Here is a 21,219-nt window from a genome sequence, read left to right on the forward strand (position 1 = left end):
GGTCAGCTCCCGTAGACGGTGCGGTTGCCGTCGGTGTCCTTGGCGAGCCGGCGGGTCAGCCACAGACCCTCGAGCGCGAACTCGACCGCGGCGGCCGCCTGCTCGGCGGACTCCTCGCCCTCGGGCACACCCAGCCGGCCCAGCAGCTGCGCCAGGTTCGGCACGGTGCCGACCTGGCTCATCAGCCGCGGTGCGGGCACCAGGTCGCCGGACTCGACCACCTCGCCGGAGGTGAAGTGCTCCTGCAGCCCGGTGAGGTCCAGGCCGCCGCAGCGGGCCCGGAAGGTCTGCGCGGTGGCCTGCCGGAGCAGGTGCTCGAGCACCTCGAGCTCGCGCTCGTCGTCGGTGTCGGAGCCCGAGTCGGCGAACTCGACCTTCCCGCGGCTGGCCGGGACGACGGCGGGCAGGTCGACCACCCGGGCCACGGGCCGGGTCTCGCCGGCCACGGCGGCCCGCCGGACGGCGGAGGCGGCGACCGTCTCCAGCCCGGCGATGGCGAAGCGGGCGCTGACGCCCGAGCGCTGGTCGACCTGGCTGGACTCGCGGACCAGCCGGGTGAACCGGGCCATGATCTCGACCAGGTGGGCCGGCACCAGCGGGGTGTCCAGCGCGCCGTCGCCGAGCCAGCTGGTCTGCGCCTCCTGCTGCAGCAGCCGGATCTCGTCGGCCAGCTCGATCGGGTAGTGCGTGCGGACCTCGGCGCCGAAGCGGTCCTTGAGCGGGGTGATGATCCGACCGCGGTTGGTGTAGTCCTCGGGGTTGGCGCTGGCGACCAGCAGCAGGTCCAGCGGCAGCCGGACGCGGTAGCCGCGGATCTGGATGTCGCGCTCCTCCAGCACGTTGAGCAGCGCCACCTGGATCCGCTCGGCCAGGTCGGGCAGCTCGTTGATGCTGAAGATGCCGCGGTTGGTGCGCGGCACCAGCCCGTAGTGGACGGTCTCGGGGTCGCCGAGGGTGCGGCCCTCGGCCACCTTGATCGGGTCGACGTCGCCGATGAGGTCGCCGACGCTGGTGTCGGGGGTGGCCAGCTTCTCGCCGAACCGGTCGCTGCGGTGCAGCCAGCCGACCGGGGTGGCGTCGCCGTGCTCGGCGATCTGCCGGTGCGCCCAGACGCTGACCGGGGCCAGCGGGTGCTCGTTGAGCTCGCTGCCGACCAGCACCGGCGTCCACTCGTCGAGCAGGCCGACCAGGGTGCGGATGAGGCGGGTCTTGCCCTGGCCGCGCTCGCCGAGCAGGACGAGGTCGTGGCCGGCGATGAGCGCCCGCTCGACCTCGGGCAGGACGGTGTCGTCGAACCCGACGATGCCGGGCAGGGTGGGCTCGCCCGCGGCCAGGCGGGCGAGCAGGTTGGTGCGCAGTTCGGCCTTGACGCCGACGGGGACGGCGCCGCTGTCGCGCAGCTCGCCGAGGGTCGTGGGTGCGGGGGTCTCCGTCACCCCACTCACGGTACGACGGTGGTGCGACATCCGGGGTGCGTGCAGGTGGGGGTCCTGCCAGGGTCGGGCCATGACCCGGAGCACCGCGAGCGAACTGCTGCTGCTGGCGCTGGACGAGGTGGAGGGCAAGCCGGTCGTCGACGGCTCGGCGCTGAACGCGGCGCTGGCCGGTACGGCCGTCGTCGAGCTGGTCGCGGCGGGCGCGCTGGACCTGCAGCTCGACGCCGGCGGCGAGGTCGAGCCTGGGCGCCTGCGCCGCACGGGCGCCGCCCGGCCGACCGACGAACTGCTCGCCGAGGTCGTCGACACCGTCCACGGCAAGGCGCCCAAGGAGGCCATCGGGGCCCTCACCACCATGACCTTCACCGACCGGGGGGCGAAGCTGCGCGAGCAGCTGCTCGACGAGCTCGTCGCCGACGGGGTGCTCACCCACGAGCGCGGCAAGGTCCTGGGGCTGTTCCCGACCAGCAGCTGGCCGGAGGCCGACCCGTCGGTGGAGCGGGAGATCCGCGGCCGGGTGCGCGCCGTGCTGGTCGACGGCGCGCAGCCCGACCGCCGGACGGCGACCCTGGTCTCGATGCTGTCGGTCACGAAGCTGGCGCCCACGCTCTTCCCGGACGTGGACGGCGCGCAGCTGCAGGCGCGGGCCGACGCGGTGCGGGCCGGGGACTGGGCCGGGGGAGCGGTCGCCAAGGCCCTCGACGAGCTGATGGCCGTGATGATGGTGGCGGTCTTCGTCCCGGTGTTCATCAGCACGACGTCCTGAGCGCGGGTGCCAGGATCGGGGGGTGAGCGAACCCGCCCTCCCCCTGGTCACCGGTGCCGACGTCGAGTCCGCGGCCGCGCTGCTGGCCGGGGTGGTGCGGCGGACCCCGCTGGAGCACTCGCGGGCCCTGGCCGAGCGGGTGGGCGGCCCGGTGTGGCTCAAGTGCGAGAACCTGCAGCGCACCGGGTCGTTCAAGATCCGCGGCGCCTACACCCGCATCGCCCGGCTGACCGACGTCGAGCGCGCGGCCGGGGTCGTGGCCGCCAGCGCGGGCAACCACGCGCAGGGGGTGGCGCTGGCGGCGCGCGAGCTCGGGGCCGCGGCCACCGTGTTCATGCCCGAGACCGCGCCGCTGCCGAAGCTGGCCGCCACCCGCGGCTACGGGGCCACCGTCCACCAGCTCGGGGACTCCCTGACCGAGCCGCTGGTGGCCGCGCGGCAGTTCGCCGACGAGACCGGCTCGGTGTTCATCCACCCCTTCGACCACCCCGACGTCATCGCCGGGCAGGGCACCGTCGGGCTGGAGATCCTGGAGCAGTGCCCCGACGTGGCCACGGTCGTGGTCTGCACCGGCGGCGGCGGGCTGGTCGCGGGCATCGCCGCCGCGGTCAAGGCCACCCGGCCCGACGTCCGGGTGGTGGCCGTCCAGGCGGCCGCGGCGGCGGCCTTCCCGGCGTCGCTGGTGGCCGGGGTGCCGGTCCCGCTGGCGTCGATGACCACGATGGCCGACGGCATCGCGGTGGCCGCCCCCGGCGACCTCACCCTCGCCCACGTGGCCGGGCTGGTCGACGAGGTGCGGACGGTGACCGAGGCCGAGCTGTCCCGGGCGCTGCTGTTCTGCCTGGAGCGGGCCAAGCTGGTGGTCGAGCCGGCCGGGGTGGCCGCGGTCGCCGCGGTGCTGGCCGACCCCGGGGCCTTCGCCGCGCCGGTGGTGGCGGTGGTGTCCGGCGGCAACATCGACCCGGTGCTGATGATGAAGGTCGTCCAGCACGGCATGGCCGCCGCCGGGCGCTACCAGTCCCTGCGCGTCCGGGTGCCCGACCGGCCGGGCTCCCTGGCCGGTCTGCTGCGCGAGCTGGCCGCCGTCTCGGCCAACGTCCTGTCGGTGGAGCACGAGCGGACGACGGCCCAGCTGGACCTGGGCGAGGTCGAGATCGCCGTCGTGCTGGAGACCCGGGGCCCCGACCACGCCCGCGAGGTGGTCGCGGCGCTGCAGCGGGTGGGGTACGCGGTCAGCGACGGCTGACCCGACCGGGCGCCGATGAGCTCGGCCGCCGCGCGCGGTCCCACCCCCGAGCACCCCGGACCGGGGCTCCGGGACGGTCGGGAGCGGACGTGCGCAGGTTCTGTCGGTGGGTCGACCTACGGTCCCGGTCATGAGCGATGCCGTGGTGGTCGAGGGCCTGGTCAAGCGGTTCGGTGACTTCACCGCCCTCGACGGGGTCTCGCTGACCGTCGCCGAGGGCACGGTGCTCGGGCTGCTCGGGCCCAACGGCGCGGGCAAGACGACGGTGGTCCGCATCCTGTCGACGCTGTCGGCCCCCGACGGCGGCCGGGCTGAGGTCACCGGCCTGGACGTGGTCACCCAGGCCGACCGGGTGCGCGGGGTGATCGGGCTGACCGGGCAGTACGCCGCCGTCGACGAGTACCTCACCGGCGAGGAGAACCTCGAGATGGTCGGCCGGCTCCACCGGCTGGGCAAGAAGGAGGCCCGCACCCGGGCCGGGCAGCTGCTCGAGCGGTTCGACCTGACCGACGCCGCCCGGCGACCGGCCAAGACCTACTCCGGCGGCATGCGGCGGCGGCTGGACATCGCCGCCTCGCTCATCGCCCGGCCGCGGGTGCTCTTCCTCGACGAGCCGACCACCGGGCTGGACCCGCGCAGCCGGCTGGGCATGTGGGAGTTCATCGCCGACCTGGTCAGCGACGGCACCACGATCCTGCTGACCACGCAGTACCTGGAGGAGGCCGACCGGCTGGCCGACCGGATGGTGGTCATCGACCGGGGCAAGGTGATCGCCCGCGGCACCGCCGACGAGCTCAAGGCCCAGGTCGGCGGTGAGCGGCTCGAGCTGACCGTCGACTCGGTCAAGGGCCTGGCGACGGCTGCGGACCTGCTGCGCCCGCTGGCGCTGGACACCCCGCACCGCGACGAGCAGACCCGGCGGCTGACGCTGCCGGTGACCGGGGGCGCGGCCACCCTGGCCGAGGCCCTGCGGCTGCTGGAGGGCAGCGGCGTCGCGCTGCTCGACGTCGGTCTGCGCCGTCCCGACCTGGACGACGTCTTCCTCACCCTCACCGGCCACGCGGCCGAGGACGCCGAGACCCCCGCCGAGGAGCCGAGCCGATGAGCGCCCTGTCGCACACCCTGACCGACAGCCTGGTCATCACCCGGCGCAACCTGATCAAGGTCAAGCGGGTCCCCGACCTGATCGTGTTCGCGACGCTGTCGCCGATCATGTTCGTGCTGCTGTTCCGCTACGTGTTCGGCGGCGCGATCGAGCTGCCCGACGGCATCACCTACGCGGAGTTCCTGCTGCCGGGGATCTTCGCCCAGACCGTCGTGTTCGGGTCCACCACGACCGGGGCGAGCATCGCCGAGGACCTGCAGAAGGGCCTGGTCGACCGGTTCCGCTCGCTGCCGATGTCCCGGTCGGCGGTGCTCATCGGCCGCACCGTCGCCGACCTCGGGCTCAACGCCATCTCGATCGTGGTCATGGCGCTGACCGGGCTGCTCGTGGGCTGGCGGATCAACAGCTCGGTGCCCGAGGCGATCGGCGGGTTCCTCATCCTGCTGGTGTTCGCCTTCGCCGTCAGCTGGATGATGGCGCTGGTCGGGCTGCTGGTCCGCACCCCCGAGGTGGTCAACAACGCCAGCTTCATCGTGATCTTCCCGCTGACGTTCGTGGCCAACACCTTCGTGCCGCTGGAGAGCTTCCCGGCCGTGCTGCGCACCTTCGCCGAGTGGAACCCGGTCTCCACCGTGGTGCAGGCCGCGCGCGACCTGTTCGGCAACCAGCCCGACAGCGTCCCGGTCGCCGACGCCTGGTCGCTGCAGAACCCGGTGCTCTACACGCTGATCTGGGCCGTGGTCATCCTGGCGGTGTTCGTGCCGCTGGCCGTGCGGGCCTACCTCCGGGCCGGCAGTCGGTGAGCGCGGCGGCCGGCGGCGGCGGGGCACACTGGCCGGTGATGAGCACCGCGACGACGCACCCCACCGCCGACCTCCCCGCCGAGAACCCGCTGGCGCAGCCGTCCCCGCTGCCGTTCGGGCTGCCGCCCTTCGCCGAGCTGACCCTGGAGCACTGCCGCGAGGCGCTGCTGGCCGGCATGGCCGCGCAGCGGGCCGAGGTCACCGCCCTCACCGGCTCGGCCGACGAGCCGACGTTCGAGAACACCGTGGTCGCCCTGGAGCGGTCCGGGGAGCTGCTGCACCGGGCCCAGGTCGTCTTCTACGCACTGGCGTCGTCGAACTCCTCGGAGCGGCTGCGCGAGATCGAGCGCGAGGTGTCCCCGCTGTCGGCGGCGCACTCCGACGCGCTGCGGCTGGACCCGGAGCTGTTCGCCCGGATCGACGCGGTGCACGCGGCCGTGGCCGCCGGTGGGCACGGCCTGGACGCCGAGGCGGTCCGGTTGGTCGAGCGCTACCACCTGGACTTCGTGCTCGCGGGGGCCCAGCTCGACGAGGCCGGGCGGGAGCAGCTGCGCGCGCTCAACCAGCAGCTGTCCCAGCTGTCGACGACGTTCGGGCAGAACCTGGTGGTGGCCACCGAGGCCGCCGCGGTGCTGGTCACCGACCGGGCCGAGCTGGCCGGGCTGAGCGAGGCCGAGATCGCGGCTGCGGCCACGGCGGCCACCGAGCGCGGCCGGGAGGGCTACCTGCTGACCCTGGTGCTGCCCTCGGGCCAGCCGGCGATGGCCAAGCTGGCCGACCGGGGCCTGCGGTGCCGGCTGCACGAGGCGTCGGTGACCCGCGCGTCGACCGGGGAGCACGACAACGGCCCGGTGGCCGCGCAGATCGCGCACGTGCGGGCGGTCCGCGCCCGGCTGCTCGGGTTCGACACGCACGCCGACCTCGTCGCCGCCGACCAGACGGCGAAGACGTCCACCGCGGTCGACGCGCTGCTGGCCACCCTGGTTCCGCCGTCGGTGGCCAACGCCCGGGCCGAGGGCGAGGTGCTCGCCGAGCTCGCCGCCGCCGACGGGGTCGAGCTGGCCGCCTGGGACTGGGCCTTCTACAGCGAGCAGGTCCGCCGGGACCGCTACGCGGTGGACACCGCCGCGCTGCGCCCGTGGTTCGAGCTGGACCGGGTGCTGGTCGACGGCGTCTTCCACGCTGCCCGGCTGCTCTACGGCTACACCTTCACTCCGCGCCCCGACCTCCACGGCTACCACCCCGACGTCCGGGTCTGGGAGGTCGCGGACGCAGCCGGCGAGCCGGTCGGCCTGTACCTGGGCGACTTCTACGCCCGCGACGGCAAGCGCGGCGGTGCCTGGATGAGCTCGTTCGTGTCGCAGTCCCGGCTGCTGGACGCGAAGCCCGTCGTGTTCAACGTCCTCAACGTCACCCGCGCGGCGGCCGGGCAGCCCACGCTGCTCACCCTCGACGAGGTCACCACGCTGTTCCACGAGTTCGGGCACACGCTGCACGGGCTGTCCTCGGCGGTCACCTACCCGCGGTTCTCCGGCACCAGCGTGCCGCGCGACTTCGTCGAGTTCCCCAGCCAGGTGAACGAGATGTGGGCGCTGTGGCCCGAGGTGCTGGCCCACTACGCCGTGCACACCGAGACCGGTGAGCCGCTGGGCGCCGAGGTGGTCGCCGCCATCGAGGCGGCGTCGCTGTGGGGCGAGGGGCACGGCACGCTGGAGTACCTGGCGGCGACGCTGCTGGACCAGGCCTGGCACCGGATCACCCCGGACACCGTGGTCGAGGACCCGCAGGCGTTCGAGGCCGCGGCGCTGCAGGCCGCGGGTGTGGCCTCGGACCTGGTGCCCCCGCGCTACCGCACCACGTACTTCACCCACGTGTTCGCCGGCGGCTACTCGGCCGGCTACTACTCCTACATCTGGTCCGAGGTGCTCGACGCCGACACCGTCGAGTGGTTCAAGGCCAACGGCGGCCTCACCCGGGCCAACGGCGACACCTTCCGGGGCGAGCTGCTCAGCCGCGGGGGCTCGGTCGACCCGCTGGGCGCGTTCCGCGCCGTCGTCGGCCGCGAGCCCGACCCGGCCCCGCTGCTCCGGCGTCGCGGGCTGGGGTGACCGACGACGGGAGGGCCCGGCCCTCCCGTCGTCACAGCCAGGGCAGGTCGAGGACGAGGTCCAGGTCGTCGGGGGACTCGCCGTCGCGGACCAGGCGGTTGGGCTGGTGGTGCCCGCAGGCCGTGCAGCGGTGCACCACCTGCCAGCCCTTGCCGGACTTCTCCACCAGCCCGATCGGCGCCATCGCCTGCCGGCAGGTGCTGGCGCGGTCGCCGGGCACCTCGTCGACGTGCAGGGACCACAGGCAGTACGGGCAGTGGTTGCGGTAGTGGCCGTCGGTGTTGGGCGGCACCGTCCGCGTGCAGTGCACGCAGGCGAACGTGGTGTTCTCCCGGGCACGCGAACGACCCCGGGAGCGCGGGCTCCCGGGGTCGTCGGCGTCGTGCGCGTCCGGTGTGCTGCTCAGGGCGCTGCGCTCAGGGCACGAAGGGCTCGACGGCGAGCACCTTCACCGTGATGTCCTTGCCGTTGGGCGCCTGGTAGGTCACCGAGCTGCCCGGCTCCGCGCCCAGGATCGAGGCGCCGAGGGCGGACTCGGGGGAGTAGACCGAGAGCCCGGTGGTGCCGGCAATCTCGCGCGAGCCGAGCAGGAACTTCTCGGTGTCGTCCTCGTCGCCGTCGAAGGCGATGGTGATGACGGTGCCCAGCGCGGCGTTCGTGGCGGTCTTCGGCGGCTCGCCCACCCGGGCCTTGCGGAGCAGGTCCACCAGCTGGCGGATCCGGCCCTCCTGCTTGCCCTGCTCGTCCTTGGCGGCGTGGTAGCCGCCGTTCTCCTTGAGGTCGCCCTCCTCGCGGCGCGCGTTGATCTCCGCGGCCATCGCGGTGCGGCCGGCCACCAGCTCGTCGTGCTCGGTCTTGAGACGGTCGTAGGCCTCCTGGGTCAGCCAGACGCCCTGGTCCTGCTCGTCGATGGTGGCCATGTGGGTGCTCCTACAACTCAAGAGCCGCCCCCCGTGGCGGGGAGCGGCTGCGGACGAACGACCAAGCTAACACCCCGGTGTGCTCTGCCGCACTCCCGGTGACGGGTTCGGAGACCGGGCAGGCCCGTTCGGGGTGTCCGACGTCGGGCGCGCGCGGGTGGGACCATGGAGCACGTGACCCAACCGGACCAGCTGCGACTGCTCGCGGTGCACGCCCATCCCGACGACGAGTCGAGCAAGGGTGCGGCCACGATGGCCAAGTACGTCGCCGAGGGCGTCGACGTCCTGGTGGCCACCTGCACCGGCGGTGAGCGCGGCTCCGTGCTCAACCCGGCGATGGACCGACCCGAGGTGTGGGAGCGGCTGCCGCAGATCCGCTCCGAGGAGATGGCCGCCGCCCGCGAGATCCTCGGCGTGGGCCAGGAGTGGCTCGGCTTCGTCGACTCCGGGCTGCCCGAGGGCGACCCGATGCCGCCGCTGCCCGAGGGCTGCTTCGCCCTCGTGCCGCTCGAGGAGGCCGCCGCACCCCTGGTGGAGCTCATCCGCCGCTTCCGGCCGCAGGTGATGACCACCTACGACGAGCGCGGTGGCTACCCGCACCCCGACCACATCAAGACCCACGAGATCTCGGTGCACGCCTTCGAGGCGGCCGCCGACCCCGACCGGTACCCCGAGCTGGGGGAGCCCTGGCAGGTAGGGAAGCTGTACTACAACATGAGCTTCACGCTGCCCCGGACGAAGGCGATCCACGAGGCGATGGTCGCCGCCGGCCTGGACTCCCCGTACGCCGAGATGCTGGACAAGTGGGACCCGGCCAAGGACATCTCCCACCGGGTCACCACCCGGGTGCCGTGCGGTGAGTACTTCGGCATCCGCGACCGCGCGCTGATCGCCCACGCCACGCAGATCGACCCGACCGGGCGCTGGTTCTCCACGCCGATGGACATGCAGCAGCGGGTGTGGCCGACCGAGGACTTCGAGCTGGCCCGCTCGACGGTGGACAGCGCCACCCCCGAGGACGACCTGTTCGCGGGGATCCGCAGCGAGGTCGGCGTCCGATGACCGTCGGCATGGCCGTGCTGGCCGCCAGCGAGCAGCTGCCCGAGGACATCGGCAAGTCCGGCCCCCTGGGCGCCCTGCTGACCGTCGTCCTCCTCGTCGCCGTCCTGCTGCTGGGCCGCTCGATGGGCAAGCACCTCAAGCGCCTGCCGGTCAGCTTCGACCCCGCCGAGGCCCCGGTCCACGTGCCCGACGACGCCTCGGAGCTGTTCGAGCCGCGGCCGGGCGAGGAGCTGCTCGACGTCCTGCGCCGGCAGCCCCTGGCCATCGAGCCGCCGCGCCGCACCGACCCGGACGAGGGGCCCACCGCCGCGTCCTGAGGCGTGGGGCCCCGCTGTGCCCCATGCTCACGCCGTGGCCGTGCAGAGGGACGACAAGCAGGGGCACCCGCCGGGTTTCGGGCGGGTGGGCACCCGGGTGCTCGAGCTCGCCGAGAACGTCGTCTACGCCGGGATCGCGCTGTTCCTCGTCGTCACGGCGCTGGTCCTGCTGGTGCTCGCCGGGAAGACGACCTGGGGACTGGTCTCGGACTTCTCCGACACGCCGGTGCTGGAGCTGCTCGACGTGCTCCTGCTGGTCTTCATCGTCGTAGAGCTGCTCTTCGCGGTCCGGACGACGGTCGAGAAGCGCGAGCTGATCGCCGAGCCCTTCCTGCTGGTCGGCATCATCGCCTCGATCAAGGAGATCGTGGTGCTCAGCGTCGAGGCCGCCGGCAAGGTCGGGACCGCCGGGTTCGACGACCGGATGATCGAGATCGGCGTCCTCGGGGTGCTGGTGCTGCTGCTGGGCCTCACCTCCCTGCTGCTGCGGCGCAAGGAGCGCGAGCCCGACGAGGGGGAGAACGCCCCGCCCGACCCGGAGACCGCCGACCGGGCCTGATCCGTCGCCGTCCGCGGTCGCTGTCGCTCGCTCAACCACTTGCATTACTTGATTACACGCTTACATTGATGCACAGCAGGACCCGATCGGCGGGCCCTCCGCACCCCTGGAGAGCGCCATGCGTCCCCATCCCTCCCCCCTGGGCCACCACCGCCACGGCCGCGAGCGCGGCGAGCACGGCGGCGGCCCCTTCCCCCCGGGCGGCCCGTTCGCGGCCGCCTTCGCCGGCGCCGGCCGCGGCTTCCCCGGTCGCGGCGGTGGCCGCGGTCGCGGACCCGGCGGCCCCGGTGGCCGCGGTCGCGGCGCCGACGCCCCGCCGCCGGTCGACCGGGCCGAGGTCGCCGGCTGGTTCACCGGCCGGCTGCCCGACGACTGGACGGCGGTCGCCCCCGAGCTGACCGTCGACCGGGACGAGATCACCGTCGTGGTCACCGTCCCCGAGCCCACCGCCGAGGTGGGGACGGAGCCGGCCGCTGCCGACGCCGCCCGCTCGGGCCGGATCGCCCGGTTCCGCGAGGACACCCGCGCCCGCCGGGTCGAGGTCGCCGAGGCGGCCCAGGAGCGCTTCGGGCGCACCGTGTCCTGGGGAGCCCGCTGCGGTGACGTCACCGAGCTGTTCACCACGGTCTCGGCGCCGGTCATGACCCGGCTGCGGCAGTCCGAGCGGCTGGTGCTGGACACCCTCGTCGACGCCGGGGTGGCCCGCTCGCGCTCGGACGCCCTGGTGTGGTCGGTGCGGCTGGTCGGCCAGCACGCCGACGAGTGGCTGACCCAGCTGCGCGAGGCCATGCAGTCCGTCGAGGAGGTCCGCGCCCAGGGCCCGAAGCTGGGCTGAGTCCCGGCTGAGCGGCAGGTCTCGCACCGTGGTCACCCCCTCGATCGCCCCGCCGGGGAGACTGGGGGGGTGACCACCCCCGAGAGCACCGACGTCCTGGTCGTCGGCGCCGGGCCGGCCGGGTCGGCCGCCGCCGCCTGGGCCGCCCGCGCCGGGCACGACGTCGTCCTCGCCGACGCCGCGGTCTTCCCGCGGGACAAGACCTGCGGCGACGGCCTGACCCCCCGCGCGGTCGCCGAGCTCGACCACCTCGGCCTGGGGGAGTGGGTGCGCGCGCACGGGACCAACCGCGGCCTGCGGGCCGCCGGTTTCGGCCAGGAGCTGCTGCTGCCCTGGCCGGGCGGGACCCTCCCCGACCACGGCAGCGCCGTCCCGCGCACCGAGCTGGACGCCAAGATCCGGCAGGTCGCCCTGGACGACGGGGCCACCGCCATGGAGGGCGCCCGCGCCGTCGACGTGCAGCGCGACGGCGACCGGGTGTCGGCCGTCGTGTTCGAGGACGGTCGCACCGTGGCCTGCCGCAAGCTGGTCGTCGCCGACGGCGTGCGCTCCCCGCTGGGCCGGGTGCTGGGCCGGGAGTGGCACCGGGAGACCGCCTACGGCGTCGCCGCCCGCGGCTACGTCACCAGCGCCCGCAGCGACGACCCGTGGATCTCCAGCCACCTGGAGCTGCGCGGCACCCAGGGCGAGCTGCTCAGCGGCTACGGCTGGGTGTTCCCGCTGTCCGACGGCGAGGTCAACATCGGCGTGGGCACCCTGGCCACGGCCAAGCGGCCGGCCGGCGTGCAGCTCAAGCCGCTGCTGGACTTCTACGCCGACGGCCGCCGCGAGGAGTGGCAGCTGACCGGCGACGTGCGGGCCAAGGCCTCGGCCCTGCTGCCCATGGGCGGTGCGGTGTCCGGGGTGGCCGGCCGCAACTGGGCGCTGGTCGGCGACGCCGCCGGCTGCGTGAACCCGCTCAACGGCGAGGGCATCGACTACGGCATGGAGACCGGCCGGACCCTGGCCGGGCTGCTGGACGAGGACGACTGGTCGCTGGCGTGGCCCGCCACCCTGCGCCGGCACTACGGCGAGGCGTTCTCCATCGCCCGCCGGCTGGCCGGGCTGCTCACCCTGCCGCGGCTGCTGCCGGCGGCGGGACCCGTGGGCATGCGCTCGCGCGTGCTGATGACCGTCGCGCTGCGGGTCATGGGCAACCTGGTGACCGACGAGGACCGCGACCTGACCGCCCGCGCCTGGCGCACCGCCGGCCGGCTGTCGGTGAAGCTGGACCACCGCCCCCCGTTCCCGGCCGCGGACCTGCGCGCCGGCTGAACCGGCGCGCAGGCCCTCGCGGTCAGCCGGCCCGCACGTCGTACCGGTCGGCCATCATCACCTTGTCCCAGGCGGCGACGAAGTCCCGGACGAACCGGGCCTCGCCGTCGCGGCTGGCGTAGACCTCGGCGACGGCACGCAGCTGGGCGTTGGCGCCGAACACCAGGTCGTGCCGGGTGGCCCGGTGCACCTGCGCACCGGTGTCGACGTCGTCGAGGGCGAACTGGGTGCCGGCCTCCTCCAGCGCACGCCACCGCAGGTCGGGGCTGAGCACCGTGCCGAAGAAGTCCGGGGTCAGGACGCCGACCCGGTCGGTCAGGGTGGACGACCCGTCGTGGTTGCAGCCCAGCGCGCGCAGGCCACCGGTGAGCGCCACCCACTCCGGTGCGCTGAGCCCCAGGAGGTCGGCCTTGTCCAGGAACAGCTGCTCCGGGGACACCGACGTCACCTCGGCGAGGTCGGGCTGGGTGTAGTTGCGGAAGCCGTCGGCCAGCGGGGCCAGCCACTCGAACGTCGGGACGTCGGTCTGCTCCTGGGTGGCGTCCACCCGGCCCGGCGTGAAGGGCACCCGGACGTCGTGCCCGGCGGCGCGGGCGGCGTCCTCGACCGCCACGCACCCGGCCAGCACGACCACGTCGGCCAGGCTGGCGCCGCCCCGGGAGGCCACCTCGCGGAGCGCGGCGACCACCGGCACGGTGCGCCGGTTGACCACCCAGTCCTTCTGCGGGGCCAGCGCCAGCCGGGCGCCGTTGGCGCCGCCGCGCTTGTCGCTGTCGCGGTAGGTGACCGCGGCGGAGAAGGCGGTGTAGGCCAGGTCGGAGGTGCTCAGGCCGGTGTCGCGGACCGCCTGGGCCAGCCGGGCGACGTCGTCGGCGCCCAGCGGGGTGCCGGTGGGCGCGGGCAGCGGGTCCTGCCAGGGCAGGTCGTCGGCCGGCACCTCGGGCCCCAGGTAGCGGGCCTTGGGACCCATGTCGCGGTGCGTGAGCTTGTACCAGGCCTTGGAGAACGCCAGGGTGAAGGCGTCGAAGTCGGCCAGGAACCGCTGGCAGATCTCCCGGTAGACCGGGTCGACCTTGAGCGCGATGTCGCTGGTCATCATCATCAGCGGGTGCTCGACGCCCGGGCGGTGCGCGTCGGGGGTGCGCGGCGCGGCCGGGTCGGCCGGGGTCCACTGCAGGGCCCCCGCGGGGCTGCGGGTCTGCTCCCACTCGTGGCCGAACAGGTTCTCCAGGTAGGCGTTGTCCCAGGTCGTGGGGTCCGGCGTCCAGGAGCCCTCGATGCCGTTGGTCATGGTGTCCGCGCCGTTGCCGGCGCCCTGGGGGTTGTGCCAGCCCAGGCCCATGGCCTCCATCGGGGCGTTCTCCGGCGGCGCGCCGATCCGGGCGGCGGCCACCTGGCCGTGGCTCTTGCCGAAGGCGTGCCCGCCGGCGATCAGCGCGACGGTCTCCTCGTCGTCCATCGCCATCCGACCGAAGGTGATGCGGATGTCCACGGCCGAGGCCGCCGGGTCGCCGTTCGCCTCCGGGCCCTCGGGGTTGACGTAGATCAGCGCCTGGTGCGAGGCGGCGAGCGGCTGCTGCAGCTCGTAGTCGGCGTCCCCGGGCGACCCGGTCCACCGCTGGTCGCGGCTGACCATGTCGTCGTAGGAGCTCGGGGCGGTCATGTCGATGTGCTCGGGGCCCCAGTAGGTGGCGTCGTCGGCCTCCCAGGCGTCCCGCCGTCCACCGGCGAAGCCGTAGGTCGGGAAGCCCATGATCTCCAGCGCGCAGTTGCCGGTCAGCACGATCAGGTCCGCCCAGGAGATCGCCGCGCCGTACCGCTGCTTGATCGGCCACAGCAGGCGGCGGGACTTGTCGGTGTTGCCGTTGTCCCACCAGCTGCTGATCGGGGCGAACCGCTGCATCGCCTGCCCGGCGCCGCCGCGGCCGTCGGCGATCCGGTAGGTGCCGGCCGAGTGCCAGGCCATCCGGATCATCTGCGGCCCGTAGTTGCCGTAGTCCGAGGGCCACCAGGGCACCGAGGTGGTGAGGAACTGCGTGATCTCGGCCTTGAGGGCGGGCAGGTCGACCGTGGCGAACGCGGCCGCGTAGTCCTCGTCGGACAGCGGGTTGGCGGCCGCGCCGTCGCGGTGCAGCTGCTCGACCCGCAGGCGCTGGGGGTACCAGTCCGACAGCGTCGGGGCTGAGGTCTGCGCGCCGCCGAGGGTGTTCCCGCCGAACGGGCACTTCCCCTCGAGGACGTCGTCGTACTCGGCGTACTGGGTCATGGTGGTTGCCCTCTCCTCGAGCGTCCGGTGCGGGCCGCGCGGCGGCCCTCGATGATCGTCGGGGTTGGCGGGGAACGCCGCGACGGGACGGTCGGGTTCCGACACACCGGTACCTGCGTGTCCGGGGTAGTGCGCGGTGCGCGGTAGTGTGCGATCCACCGACGAGGCCCGGAGGGCGCATGGACACCACGCAGTTGCTCAAGGGGGTGCTGGACCTCGCCGTGCTGGCCGTGCTCGACGGCGAGGACGGCTACGGCTACGACGTCGTCCGGCGGCTGCGCGCGGGTGGCCTGGAGGACGTCGGCGACGCGTCGGTCTACGGCACCCTGCGCCGGCTGTACGCCGCCGGGCACCTCACCTCCTACGTCGTCCCCTCCGTGGAGGGACCGCACCGCAAGTACTACGGCCTGAACGCCTCGGGCCGCGCCCAGCTGGAGACGTCGACCAAGACCTGGTCGGGGTTCGCGGACACGATGGCGGCACTGCTCGCCGGGAAGGCCCAGGTGGCGGCATGAGCGCACCGACCGGCACGCAGACGACCACCGACCCGGAGGTCGCGGCCTACGCCCGGCAGGTCCGCGAGGCCCTCGCCGACGTGCCCGCCGCCCGGCTGGAGGAGCTGCTCGAGGACCTGGAGGAGCACCTGGTCGAGGTCGCCGCGGAGACCCCCGGCCCGCTGACCGACCGACTGGGGTCCCCGGCCGACTACGCCGCGGAGCTGCGCCGGGCGGCCGGCCTGCCGGAGACGACGCCCGACGCACCGACCGGCACCGCCCGGCGGGGGCTCATCGAGCGGCTGCGCGAGCGGTACGGCGACCACTCGGCCGTCGTCGCCGTCCGGGAGTTCCTGCCCGAGCTGCGGCCGGCCTGGTGGGTGGTCCGCGGCTGGGCGGCCGTGGCGGCCGTCGACGCGGTGTTCACCGGCCCGGTGGACCTGCCGCTGCCGACCCTGGGGCTGGGGGTCATCGGGTGGCTGGTCACGGCCGGGGCGGTGGCCTGGTCGGTCCGCTGGGGCCTGCGCACCCGCGCGGCCGGGACGCCGCTGACCCACGCGACCGCCGCCGCCAACCTGGTCCTGGCGGTCTGCGCGCTGGTGGCGACGGTGGGCCTGGTCGCCGCCGCGCCGTCCCCGGACTACGCCTCCGAGGTCTCCTACGACACCGGGCCGACCACGCTGACCCACGAGGACGGGACGCCGATCACCAACATCGTCCCGTACGGCCCGGACGGCGAGCCGCTGACCGGGGTCCTCCTCTACGACCAGGACGGCCGCCCGATCGACAACCTGTCGACCTACACCATCGACGGCAGCGAGGTGCGCCCGCAGAGCGGGCCGGCCCAGCCGGACAACGCCTACCCGCAGGCTCAGGTGGTCACTGCGTACGACCAGTACGGCAACGCGCAGGAGACCGAGGTCCCGCTGCCGACGCCGACCCCGCCCGCAGCTGACCCGGCGGTGCCGACGCCGTAGGCAGGCCCGGTTCAGGGGCCCGCCGCGAGCTCGCGAGTGGTGGGGAGAACCGTGGCCCTACAGGAAGGGGCTGTTGAAGATGGCGAAGTAGACGGCGATGTAGTGGCAGGTGGCGGCCACGATCGTCATCGCGTGGAACACCTCGTGGTAGCCGAAGACGCCGGGCCACGGGTTGGGCTTCTTGATCGCGTAGGTGACCGCACCGACCGTGTAGAGCAGCCCGCCCGCGGCCAGCAGCACCATGGCGGTGACCCCGGCCAGGTCGAGGATGTCGCCGAGCACGAACACCGCGACCCAGCCCAGCGCGATGTAGATCGGGACGCCGAGCCAGCGCGGTGCGGTCGGCCAGACGAGCTTGAGCGACATCCCGGCCAGGGCACCGGTCCACACGATGCCGAAGATCCACCAGTTGGTCGGGTAGGGCACCGACAGGGCGGCGAAGGGCGTGTAGGTGCCGGCGATGAACAGGAAGATCATCGAGTGGTCGAGCCGCTTCATGAGCTTCCACCCGCGCGGTGACCAGCGGCGGCGGTGGTAGGCGGCGCTGATCCCGAACAGCCCGAGGATGGTCAGGCAGTACAGCGAGACCGGCAGCCCGGCCCGCACGCCGCCGTGCACCCAGGCCAGCGGGATGAGCACCGCGCCGGCCAGCACCGAGCCGAAGGCGGCGAACAGGTGCAGCCAGCCGCGCAGCCGCGGGCGGGTGTCGGGGTGGTCGAAGTCGGGGTCGCCGTAGTCGCTGTCCTGCCACTCCCCGGCGGGGCGGACGGCCTCGACCTGCTCGCCCTCGGCGAGGACCGTGGTCACCGCCTGGCCGGGCGGTGCCTCGAGCTCGGTCCCGTCGGAGGACACCCGGACGGTCTCCGTCGATCGGCTCGGCACGCTCATGCACCGAGGTTAAGGCCGTGGCCGGGCCGGCGACAGCCGCGGTGGCTGTGAGGCTGCCGGGGGTGGCTGTGAGGTCCGACGCCGTCCGGCCCTCCCTGTGTGCCCGCCGTGGTCCTAGGGTGACCTTCCGTGGGGGCCCGCGAGCAGGTGCGTGAGGCGTTGACGGCGCTGTACGAGCGCCGGCTGGTCCGCCGGCTGGACCGCAGCGCGGCCCCCCGGCACGTCGGCGTGATCGTCGACGGCAACCGGCGGTGGGCCAGGGCGACCGGCCTGGACGACGTCAACGACGGCCACCGGCGCGGTGCGGACAAGATCGTGGACTTCCTGGGCTGGTGCGACGAGACCGGGGTCGAGGTGGTGACCCTGTTCCTGCTCTCCACCGACAACCTGGCCCGTCCCGAGCCGGAGCTGACGCCGCTGCTGCGGATCATCGAGGGCGTCGCCGCGGACCTGTCGGGGCCCGACCGGCGCTGGGAGCTCAACGCGGTCGGCGCGCTGGGCCTGCTGCCGGCCGAGACGGCGGCGGTGCTCAAGCAGGCGGAGGAGGACACCCGCGGCCGGTCGGGCGCCTACGTCAACCTCGCGGTCGGCTACGGCGGGCGGCGCGAGATCGCCGACGCCGTCCGCTCGTTGCTGGCCGAGCACGCCGAGCGGGGGACGACGCTGCCCGAGCTCGTGGAGACCTTGGACGTCGAGCACATCGCCGGCCACCTCTACACCCGTGGCCAGCCCGACCCCGACCTGGTCATCCGGACCAGCGGGGAGCAGCGGCTGTCCGGGTTCCTGCTGTGGCAGACCGCGCACTCGGAGTTCTACTTCACCGACGTCTACTGGCCCGAGTTCCGGCGGGTGGACTTCCTGCGGGCGCTGCGCGACTACGCCGCCCGGCAGCGCCGCTTCGGCGGCTGAGACCGGCTGGGAGACTGGCGGCATGCTCACCGACGCGGTCGACGTCCCGCTGGAGTACGTCCGTCTCGGGCTGCGCTTCGACCGGCTCGAGGAGGGCTTCGTCGACGCCTACACCGGGGACCGGCGGATCCGGGCCGCGGTCGCCGACGAGCCCGCGCCCACCCCGCAGCGGCTGCGCGACCAGGCCCGCGGTCTGCTGCGCGAGCTGGACTCCACCGACCTGCCGGCCGACCGGGTCGCGCACCTGCGCGCCCAGCTGACCGCCCTGGAGTGCACCGCCCGGACGATGGCCGGCGAGCCGGTCGGCTACCGCGAGGAGGTCCGCGCCTACTTCCAGGTCGACGTCGAGCTCGGCGACCCGGCCGACTACGCCGCCGCGCACGCCGAGCTGGAGGAGCTGCTGCCCGGCTCGGGCAGCCTGGCCGAGCGGTACGCCCAGCACCGCCGCCGCGAGGAGTGCCCGCCGGCGTCGCTGGAGTCCGCCGTCCACGCGCTGTCCAGCGCGCTGCGCGACCGGGCGCGGGCGGCCTACGGGCTGCCCGAGGCGGAGACGGTGCAGTACGAGGTGGTCACCGACAAGCCGTGGTCGGGCTTCAACTACTACGAGGGCGACTTCCGCTCGCGGGTGGCGATCAACGCCGACCTGCCGCACCGGATGAGCCAGCTGCCGCACCTGGTGGCCCACGAGTCCTACCCCGGGCACCACACCGAGCACTGCCGCAAGGAGCTGGGCCTGGTCCGGCGCGACGACCACCTGGAGCACACGGTGTTCCTGGTCAACACCCCCGAGTGCCTGATGGCCGAGGGGCTGGCCGACCTGGGCCTGGAGGCCGCGGTCGGCGCGGGGTGGGGTCCCTGGGCCGCCGAGGTGCTGGCCGACCTCGGGCTGCGGCTGGACGGCGAGCTGGCCGAGCGGATCGCCGCCGCGGCTGCACCGCTGAACCGCGTGCGCCAGGACGCCGCGATCATGCTGCACGACCAGGGTCTGGGCAGCGACGCGGTCACCGCGCACCTGCAGCGCTGGTCGCTGGTCAGCCAGGACCGCGCGACCCAGCAGCTGCGCTTCCTGACCCACCCGCTGTGGCGGGCCTACATCACCACCTACGTCGAGGGCTACGACCTGCTGGCGCGGTGGCTGGGTGCGCGACCGGCCGGGCAGCCGGTGGCCGACCGGTTCCTCCGGCTGCTCGACGAGCCGCTCACCCCGGGGCGGATCACCGCCGAGCTGACCGGGTGAGGCGCACCGCGGGGGAGAAGCGGGTGCTCGGGCTGTGGAGCGCGGCCTGCCTGCTGGTGCTCCTCGTCGTCGGGCTGCTCTGGGTCGGCGACCTGTCGCTGCAGTGGCCGGTGCTCGCCGTCCCGGTGCTGTGGGCGGCGGTGGCGCTCCGGCCACGCCGGTCGGAAAGCACTCGACCGCGCTGAGCCGGGGGAGGACACTCCCCGCGTGATCCACGCGCGCGGGCTGTCCCGCACCTTCCGCAAGAAGCGGGGCAAGCAGGCCAGCGAGGTCAAGGCCGTGGCCGGCGTCGACCTGGACGTCGAGGCCGGCGAGATCGTCGGGTTCCTCGGGCCCAACGGGGCCGGCAAGACCACCACCATGCGGATGCTGACCACGCTGCTGACGCCCACCGCGGGCACGGCCACCGTCGCCGGCTGCGACCTGCTCACCGACCCGGTCGGGGTGCGCCGCCGGATCGGCTACGTGTCCCAGGCCGGCTCGACCGCCCCGGAGAACCGGGCCGGCGAGGAGCTGGTCTCCCACGCCCGGCTCTACGGCGTCAGCACCGCCGAGGCCACCGAGCGCGGGAAGCGGCTGTTCACCGAGCTGGACCTCGAGGGCCTGTGGGAGCGCCAGCCCAAGGCCATGTCAGGTGGCCAGCGCCGCCGCCTGGACATCGCGATGGGCCTGGTGCACGTCCCCGGTCTGGTCTTCCTGGACGAGCCGACCACCGGGCTGGACCCGCAGGCGCGGGCCAACCTGTGGCAGCACATCGAGGGCCTGCGCAGCGAGCGCGGCACCACCGTCTTCCTCACCACGCACTACCTGGACGAGGCCGACGCGCTGTGCGACCGGGTGCTGGTCATCGACAAGGGCGCCATCGTGGCCAGCGGCACCCCCGACGAGCTGAAGAGCTCGGTGGGCGGCGACCTGCTCACCGTCACCGTGCCGCGCGCCGACCTCGCCGCCGAGGTCGCCGGCCGGATGGGTGCCCTGCCCGGGGCGGAGGCCCCGACCGTGGACGGGGACCGGGTCAGCTGCCGGGTGCCGGCCGGCGGGTCGGCGCTGGTCGCCCTGCTCCGCGACCTGGACGCCGCCGGCATCGAGGTCGCCGGGGTGGAGAGCCGCCGGCCCAGCCTGGACGACGTCTTCCTGACCGTCACCGGTCGCTCGCTGCGCGACGGCGAGCACCCGACCGAGCCCGTCCCCGAGCAGGAGCCCGCCCGATGAGCACCATGCTCCGCGACACCGGCACGGTCTTCGTCCGGGCGATGCGCACCTCGCTGCGCAACCCGGCCTGGCTGGTCATCAGCCTCATGCAGCCGGTGCTCTACATCGTGCTCTTCGGCCCGCTCCTCGAGCCGATCGCCGGCCAGCTCGGCGGGGCCAACGCCTACCAGGTCTTCGTGCCCGGGATCCTGGTCCAGCTGGGCCTGTTCGGCTCGGCGTTCGTCGGGTTCAGCCTGATCGCGGAGTACCGGGCCGGCGTCATCGAGAGCCAGCGGGTCAGCCCCGCCCCCCGGGCCGCGCTGCTGCTGGGCCGGGTGCTGCGCGACGTGCTGGTGCTCGCCGTCCAGGGCGTGGTGCTGGTGCTGGTCGCCGTGCCGTTCGGGCTGGACGCGTCGGTGGGCGGCGTCGTCCTCACCATCGTGCTGGTCGCCGTCCTCGGCGGGTCGCTGGCCGCGGTGTCCTACGCGCTGGCCCTGACGCTGAAGAGCGAGGACGCCTTCGCCCCGCTGCTGAACACCGTGCTGTTCCCGGTCGTGCTGCTGTCGGGGATCCTGCTGCCGATGACGCTGGCCCCGGGCTGGCTGCAGGCGGTGTCGGACGTCGTGCCGTTCAGCCACATCGTGGACGGCGCCCGGTCGCTGTTCGCCGGGGACTTCGGTGCGCCCGACGTCGGCTGGGGTGCGCTGTTCACCGTCGTCCTGGCCGGGTTGGGTGCCTGGTACGGCACGTCGCAGTTCCGCAAGGAGTCCGGCTGACCGACACGCC

The 21,219-nt window shown here is 74.1% G+C and carries 22 protein-coding genes; 17 read left to right on the top strand and 5 right to left on the bottom strand.

Annotated features, from left to right (window positions below; translation table 11 throughout):
* Window positions 1-2: 2 nt before the first annotated feature.
* Window positions 3-1,436 (bottom strand): sigma 54-interacting transcriptional regulator, encoded by a 1,434-nt coding sequence (locus tag UXQ13_RS02200; protein ID WP_225232854.1) that lies wholly within the window; start codon window positions 1,434-1,436, stop codon window positions 3-5.
* 70 nt (window positions 1,437-1,506) lie between these two features.
* On the opposite strand from UXQ13_RS02200, the gene UXQ13_RS02205 reads away from it, so the two are divergent.
* From UXQ13_RS02205 to UXQ13_RS02225, 5 genes are all read left to right on the top strand, one after another.
* A complete protein-coding gene (locus tag UXQ13_RS02205) occupies window positions 1,507-2,202 on the top strand; it encodes a GOLPH3/VPS74 family protein (RefSeq protein WP_225232853.1) in 696 nt (231 codons plus the stop codon).
* Window positions 2,203-2,224: 22 nt separating this feature from the next.
* Complete coding sequence (gene ilvA / locus UXQ13_RS02210; protein WP_225232852.1) at window positions 2,225-3,448, top strand: threonine ammonia-lyase; 1,224 nt, start codon at window positions 2,225-2,227, stop codon at window positions 3,446-3,448.
* A gap of 130 nt (window positions 3,449-3,578) precedes the next feature.
* Window positions 3,579-4,553, top strand: coding sequence for an ATP-binding cassette domain-containing protein (locus UXQ13_RS02215; RefSeq protein ID WP_225232851.1), 975 nt, complete (start codon window positions 3,579-3,581; stop codon window positions 4,551-4,553).
* Complete coding sequence (locus UXQ13_RS02220; protein ID WP_225232850.1) at window positions 4,550-5,356, top strand: ABC transporter permease; 807 nt, start codon at window positions 4,550-4,552, stop codon at window positions 5,354-5,356. Before UXQ13_RS02215 ends, UXQ13_RS02220 begins: the two co-directional genes overlap by 4 nt.
* A gap of 38 nt (window positions 5,357-5,394) precedes the next feature.
* Window positions 5,395-7,464, top strand: coding sequence for a M3 family metallopeptidase (locus UXQ13_RS02225; protein ID WP_225232849.1), 2,070 nt, complete (start codon window positions 5,395-5,397; stop codon window positions 7,462-7,464).
* 31 nt (window positions 7,465-7,495) lie between these two features.
* Here the strand turns inward: UXQ13_RS02225 and UXQ13_RS02230 are convergent, their stop codons facing one another.
* Window positions 7,496-7,870: an RNHCP domain-containing protein gene (locus UXQ13_RS02230; protein WP_263639422.1), complete on the bottom strand. Its 375-nt coding sequence runs from the start codon at window positions 7,868-7,870 to the stop codon at window positions 7,496-7,498.
* Window positions 7,871-7,880: 10 nt separating this feature from the next.
* Window positions 7,881-8,384, bottom strand: coding sequence for a transcription elongation factor GreA (gene greA, locus UXQ13_RS02235; RefSeq protein WP_225232847.1), 504 nt, complete (start codon window positions 8,382-8,384; stop codon window positions 7,881-7,883).
* Between the two features lie 165 nt (window positions 8,385-8,549).
* Between greA and mca the strand changes: the two genes are divergently transcribed.
* From mca to UXQ13_RS02260, 5 genes are all read left to right on the top strand, one after another.
* On the top strand, window positions 8,550-9,446 hold the full coding sequence (mca, locus tag UXQ13_RS02240) for a mycothiol conjugate amidase Mca (RefSeq protein ID WP_336391745.1): 897 nt from the start codon (window positions 8,550-8,552) through the stop codon (window positions 9,444-9,446).
* Complete coding sequence (locus tag UXQ13_RS02245) at window positions 9,443-9,763, top strand: hypothetical protein (RefSeq protein ID WP_225232845.1); 321 nt, start codon at window positions 9,443-9,445, stop codon at window positions 9,761-9,763. Before mca ends, UXQ13_RS02245 begins: the two co-directional genes overlap by 4 nt.
* A gap of 34 nt (window positions 9,764-9,797) precedes the next feature.
* A complete protein-coding gene (locus tag UXQ13_RS02250; RefSeq protein ID WP_225232844.1) occupies window positions 9,798-10,322 on the top strand; it encodes a phosphate-starvation-inducible PsiE family protein in 525 nt (174 codons plus the stop codon).
* Between the two features lie 118 nt (window positions 10,323-10,440).
* Complete coding sequence (locus tag UXQ13_RS02255) at window positions 10,441-11,157, top strand: hypothetical protein (protein WP_336391746.1); 717 nt, start codon at window positions 10,441-10,443, stop codon at window positions 11,155-11,157.
* 69 nt (window positions 11,158-11,226) lie between these two features.
* Window positions 11,227-12,471 carry a geranylgeranyl reductase family protein gene (locus UXQ13_RS02260; protein WP_225232843.1) on the top strand — a complete coding sequence of 415 codons (1,245 nt, stop codon included), beginning with the start codon at window positions 11,227-11,229 and terminating at the stop codon, window positions 12,469-12,471.
* Between the two features lie 22 nt (window positions 12,472-12,493).
* On the opposite strand, the gene katG is transcribed toward UXQ13_RS02260, so the two are convergent.
* Complete coding sequence (katG, locus tag UXQ13_RS02265) at window positions 12,494-14,737, bottom strand: catalase/peroxidase HPI (RefSeq protein WP_225232842.1); 2,244 nt, start codon at window positions 14,735-14,737, stop codon at window positions 12,494-12,496.
* Between the two features lie 179 nt (window positions 14,738-14,916).
* Between katG and UXQ13_RS02270 the strand changes: the two genes are divergently transcribed.
* A complete protein-coding gene (locus UXQ13_RS02270) occupies window positions 14,917-15,252 on the top strand; it encodes a PadR family transcriptional regulator (protein WP_225232841.1) in 336 nt (111 codons plus the stop codon).
* Window positions 15,249-16,208: an HAAS signaling domain-containing protein gene (locus tag UXQ13_RS02275; RefSeq protein WP_225232840.1), complete on the top strand. Its 960-nt coding sequence runs from the start codon at window positions 15,249-15,251 to the stop codon at window positions 16,206-16,208. The genes UXQ13_RS02270 and UXQ13_RS02275 overlap by 4 nt, the downstream gene beginning before the upstream one ends.
* A gap of 57 nt (window positions 16,209-16,265) precedes the next feature.
* On the opposite strand, the gene trhA is transcribed toward UXQ13_RS02275, so the two are convergent.
* Entirely contained in the window at window positions 16,266-17,096 is an 831-nt protein-coding gene (gene trhA / locus UXQ13_RS02280; RefSeq protein ID WP_225232839.1) for a PAQR family membrane homeostasis protein TrhA, read from the bottom strand.
* 129 nt (window positions 17,097-17,225) lie between these two features.
* On the opposite strand from trhA, the gene UXQ13_RS02285 reads away from it, so the two are divergent.
* From UXQ13_RS02285 to UXQ13_RS02305, 5 genes are read left to right on the top strand one after another with little or no spacing between them, the layout of a single operon-like run.
* Complete coding sequence (locus UXQ13_RS02285) at window positions 17,226-18,005, top strand: isoprenyl transferase (RefSeq protein ID WP_225232838.1); 780 nt, start codon at window positions 17,226-17,228, stop codon at window positions 18,003-18,005.
* A gap of 22 nt (window positions 18,006-18,027) precedes the next feature.
* Entirely contained in the window at window positions 18,028-19,242 is a 1,215-nt protein-coding gene (locus UXQ13_RS02290; protein WP_336391747.1) for a DUF885 domain-containing protein, read from the top strand.
* Window positions 19,239-19,427, top strand: coding sequence for a hypothetical protein (locus tag UXQ13_RS02295; RefSeq protein WP_336391748.1), 189 nt, complete (start codon window positions 19,239-19,241; stop codon window positions 19,425-19,427). Before UXQ13_RS02290 ends, UXQ13_RS02295 begins: the two co-directional genes overlap by 4 nt.
* A 22-nt stretch (window positions 19,428-19,449) precedes the next feature.
* On the top strand, window positions 19,450-20,454 hold the full coding sequence (locus tag UXQ13_RS02300) for an ATP-binding cassette domain-containing protein (protein WP_336391749.1): 1,005 nt from the start codon (window positions 19,450-19,452) through the stop codon (window positions 20,452-20,454).
* Entirely contained in the window at window positions 20,451-21,209 is a 759-nt protein-coding gene (locus UXQ13_RS02305) for an ABC transporter permease (protein ID WP_225232836.1), read from the top strand. The genes UXQ13_RS02300 and UXQ13_RS02305 overlap by 4 nt, the downstream gene beginning before the upstream one ends.
* Window positions 21,210-21,219: the final 10 nt, after the last annotated feature.

Origin of the sequence: Klenkia terrae, from assembly GCF_037083865.1 — a bacterium.
GTDB lineage: Bacteria > Actinomycetota > Actinomycetes > Mycobacteriales > Geodermatophilaceae > Klenkia > Klenkia terrae.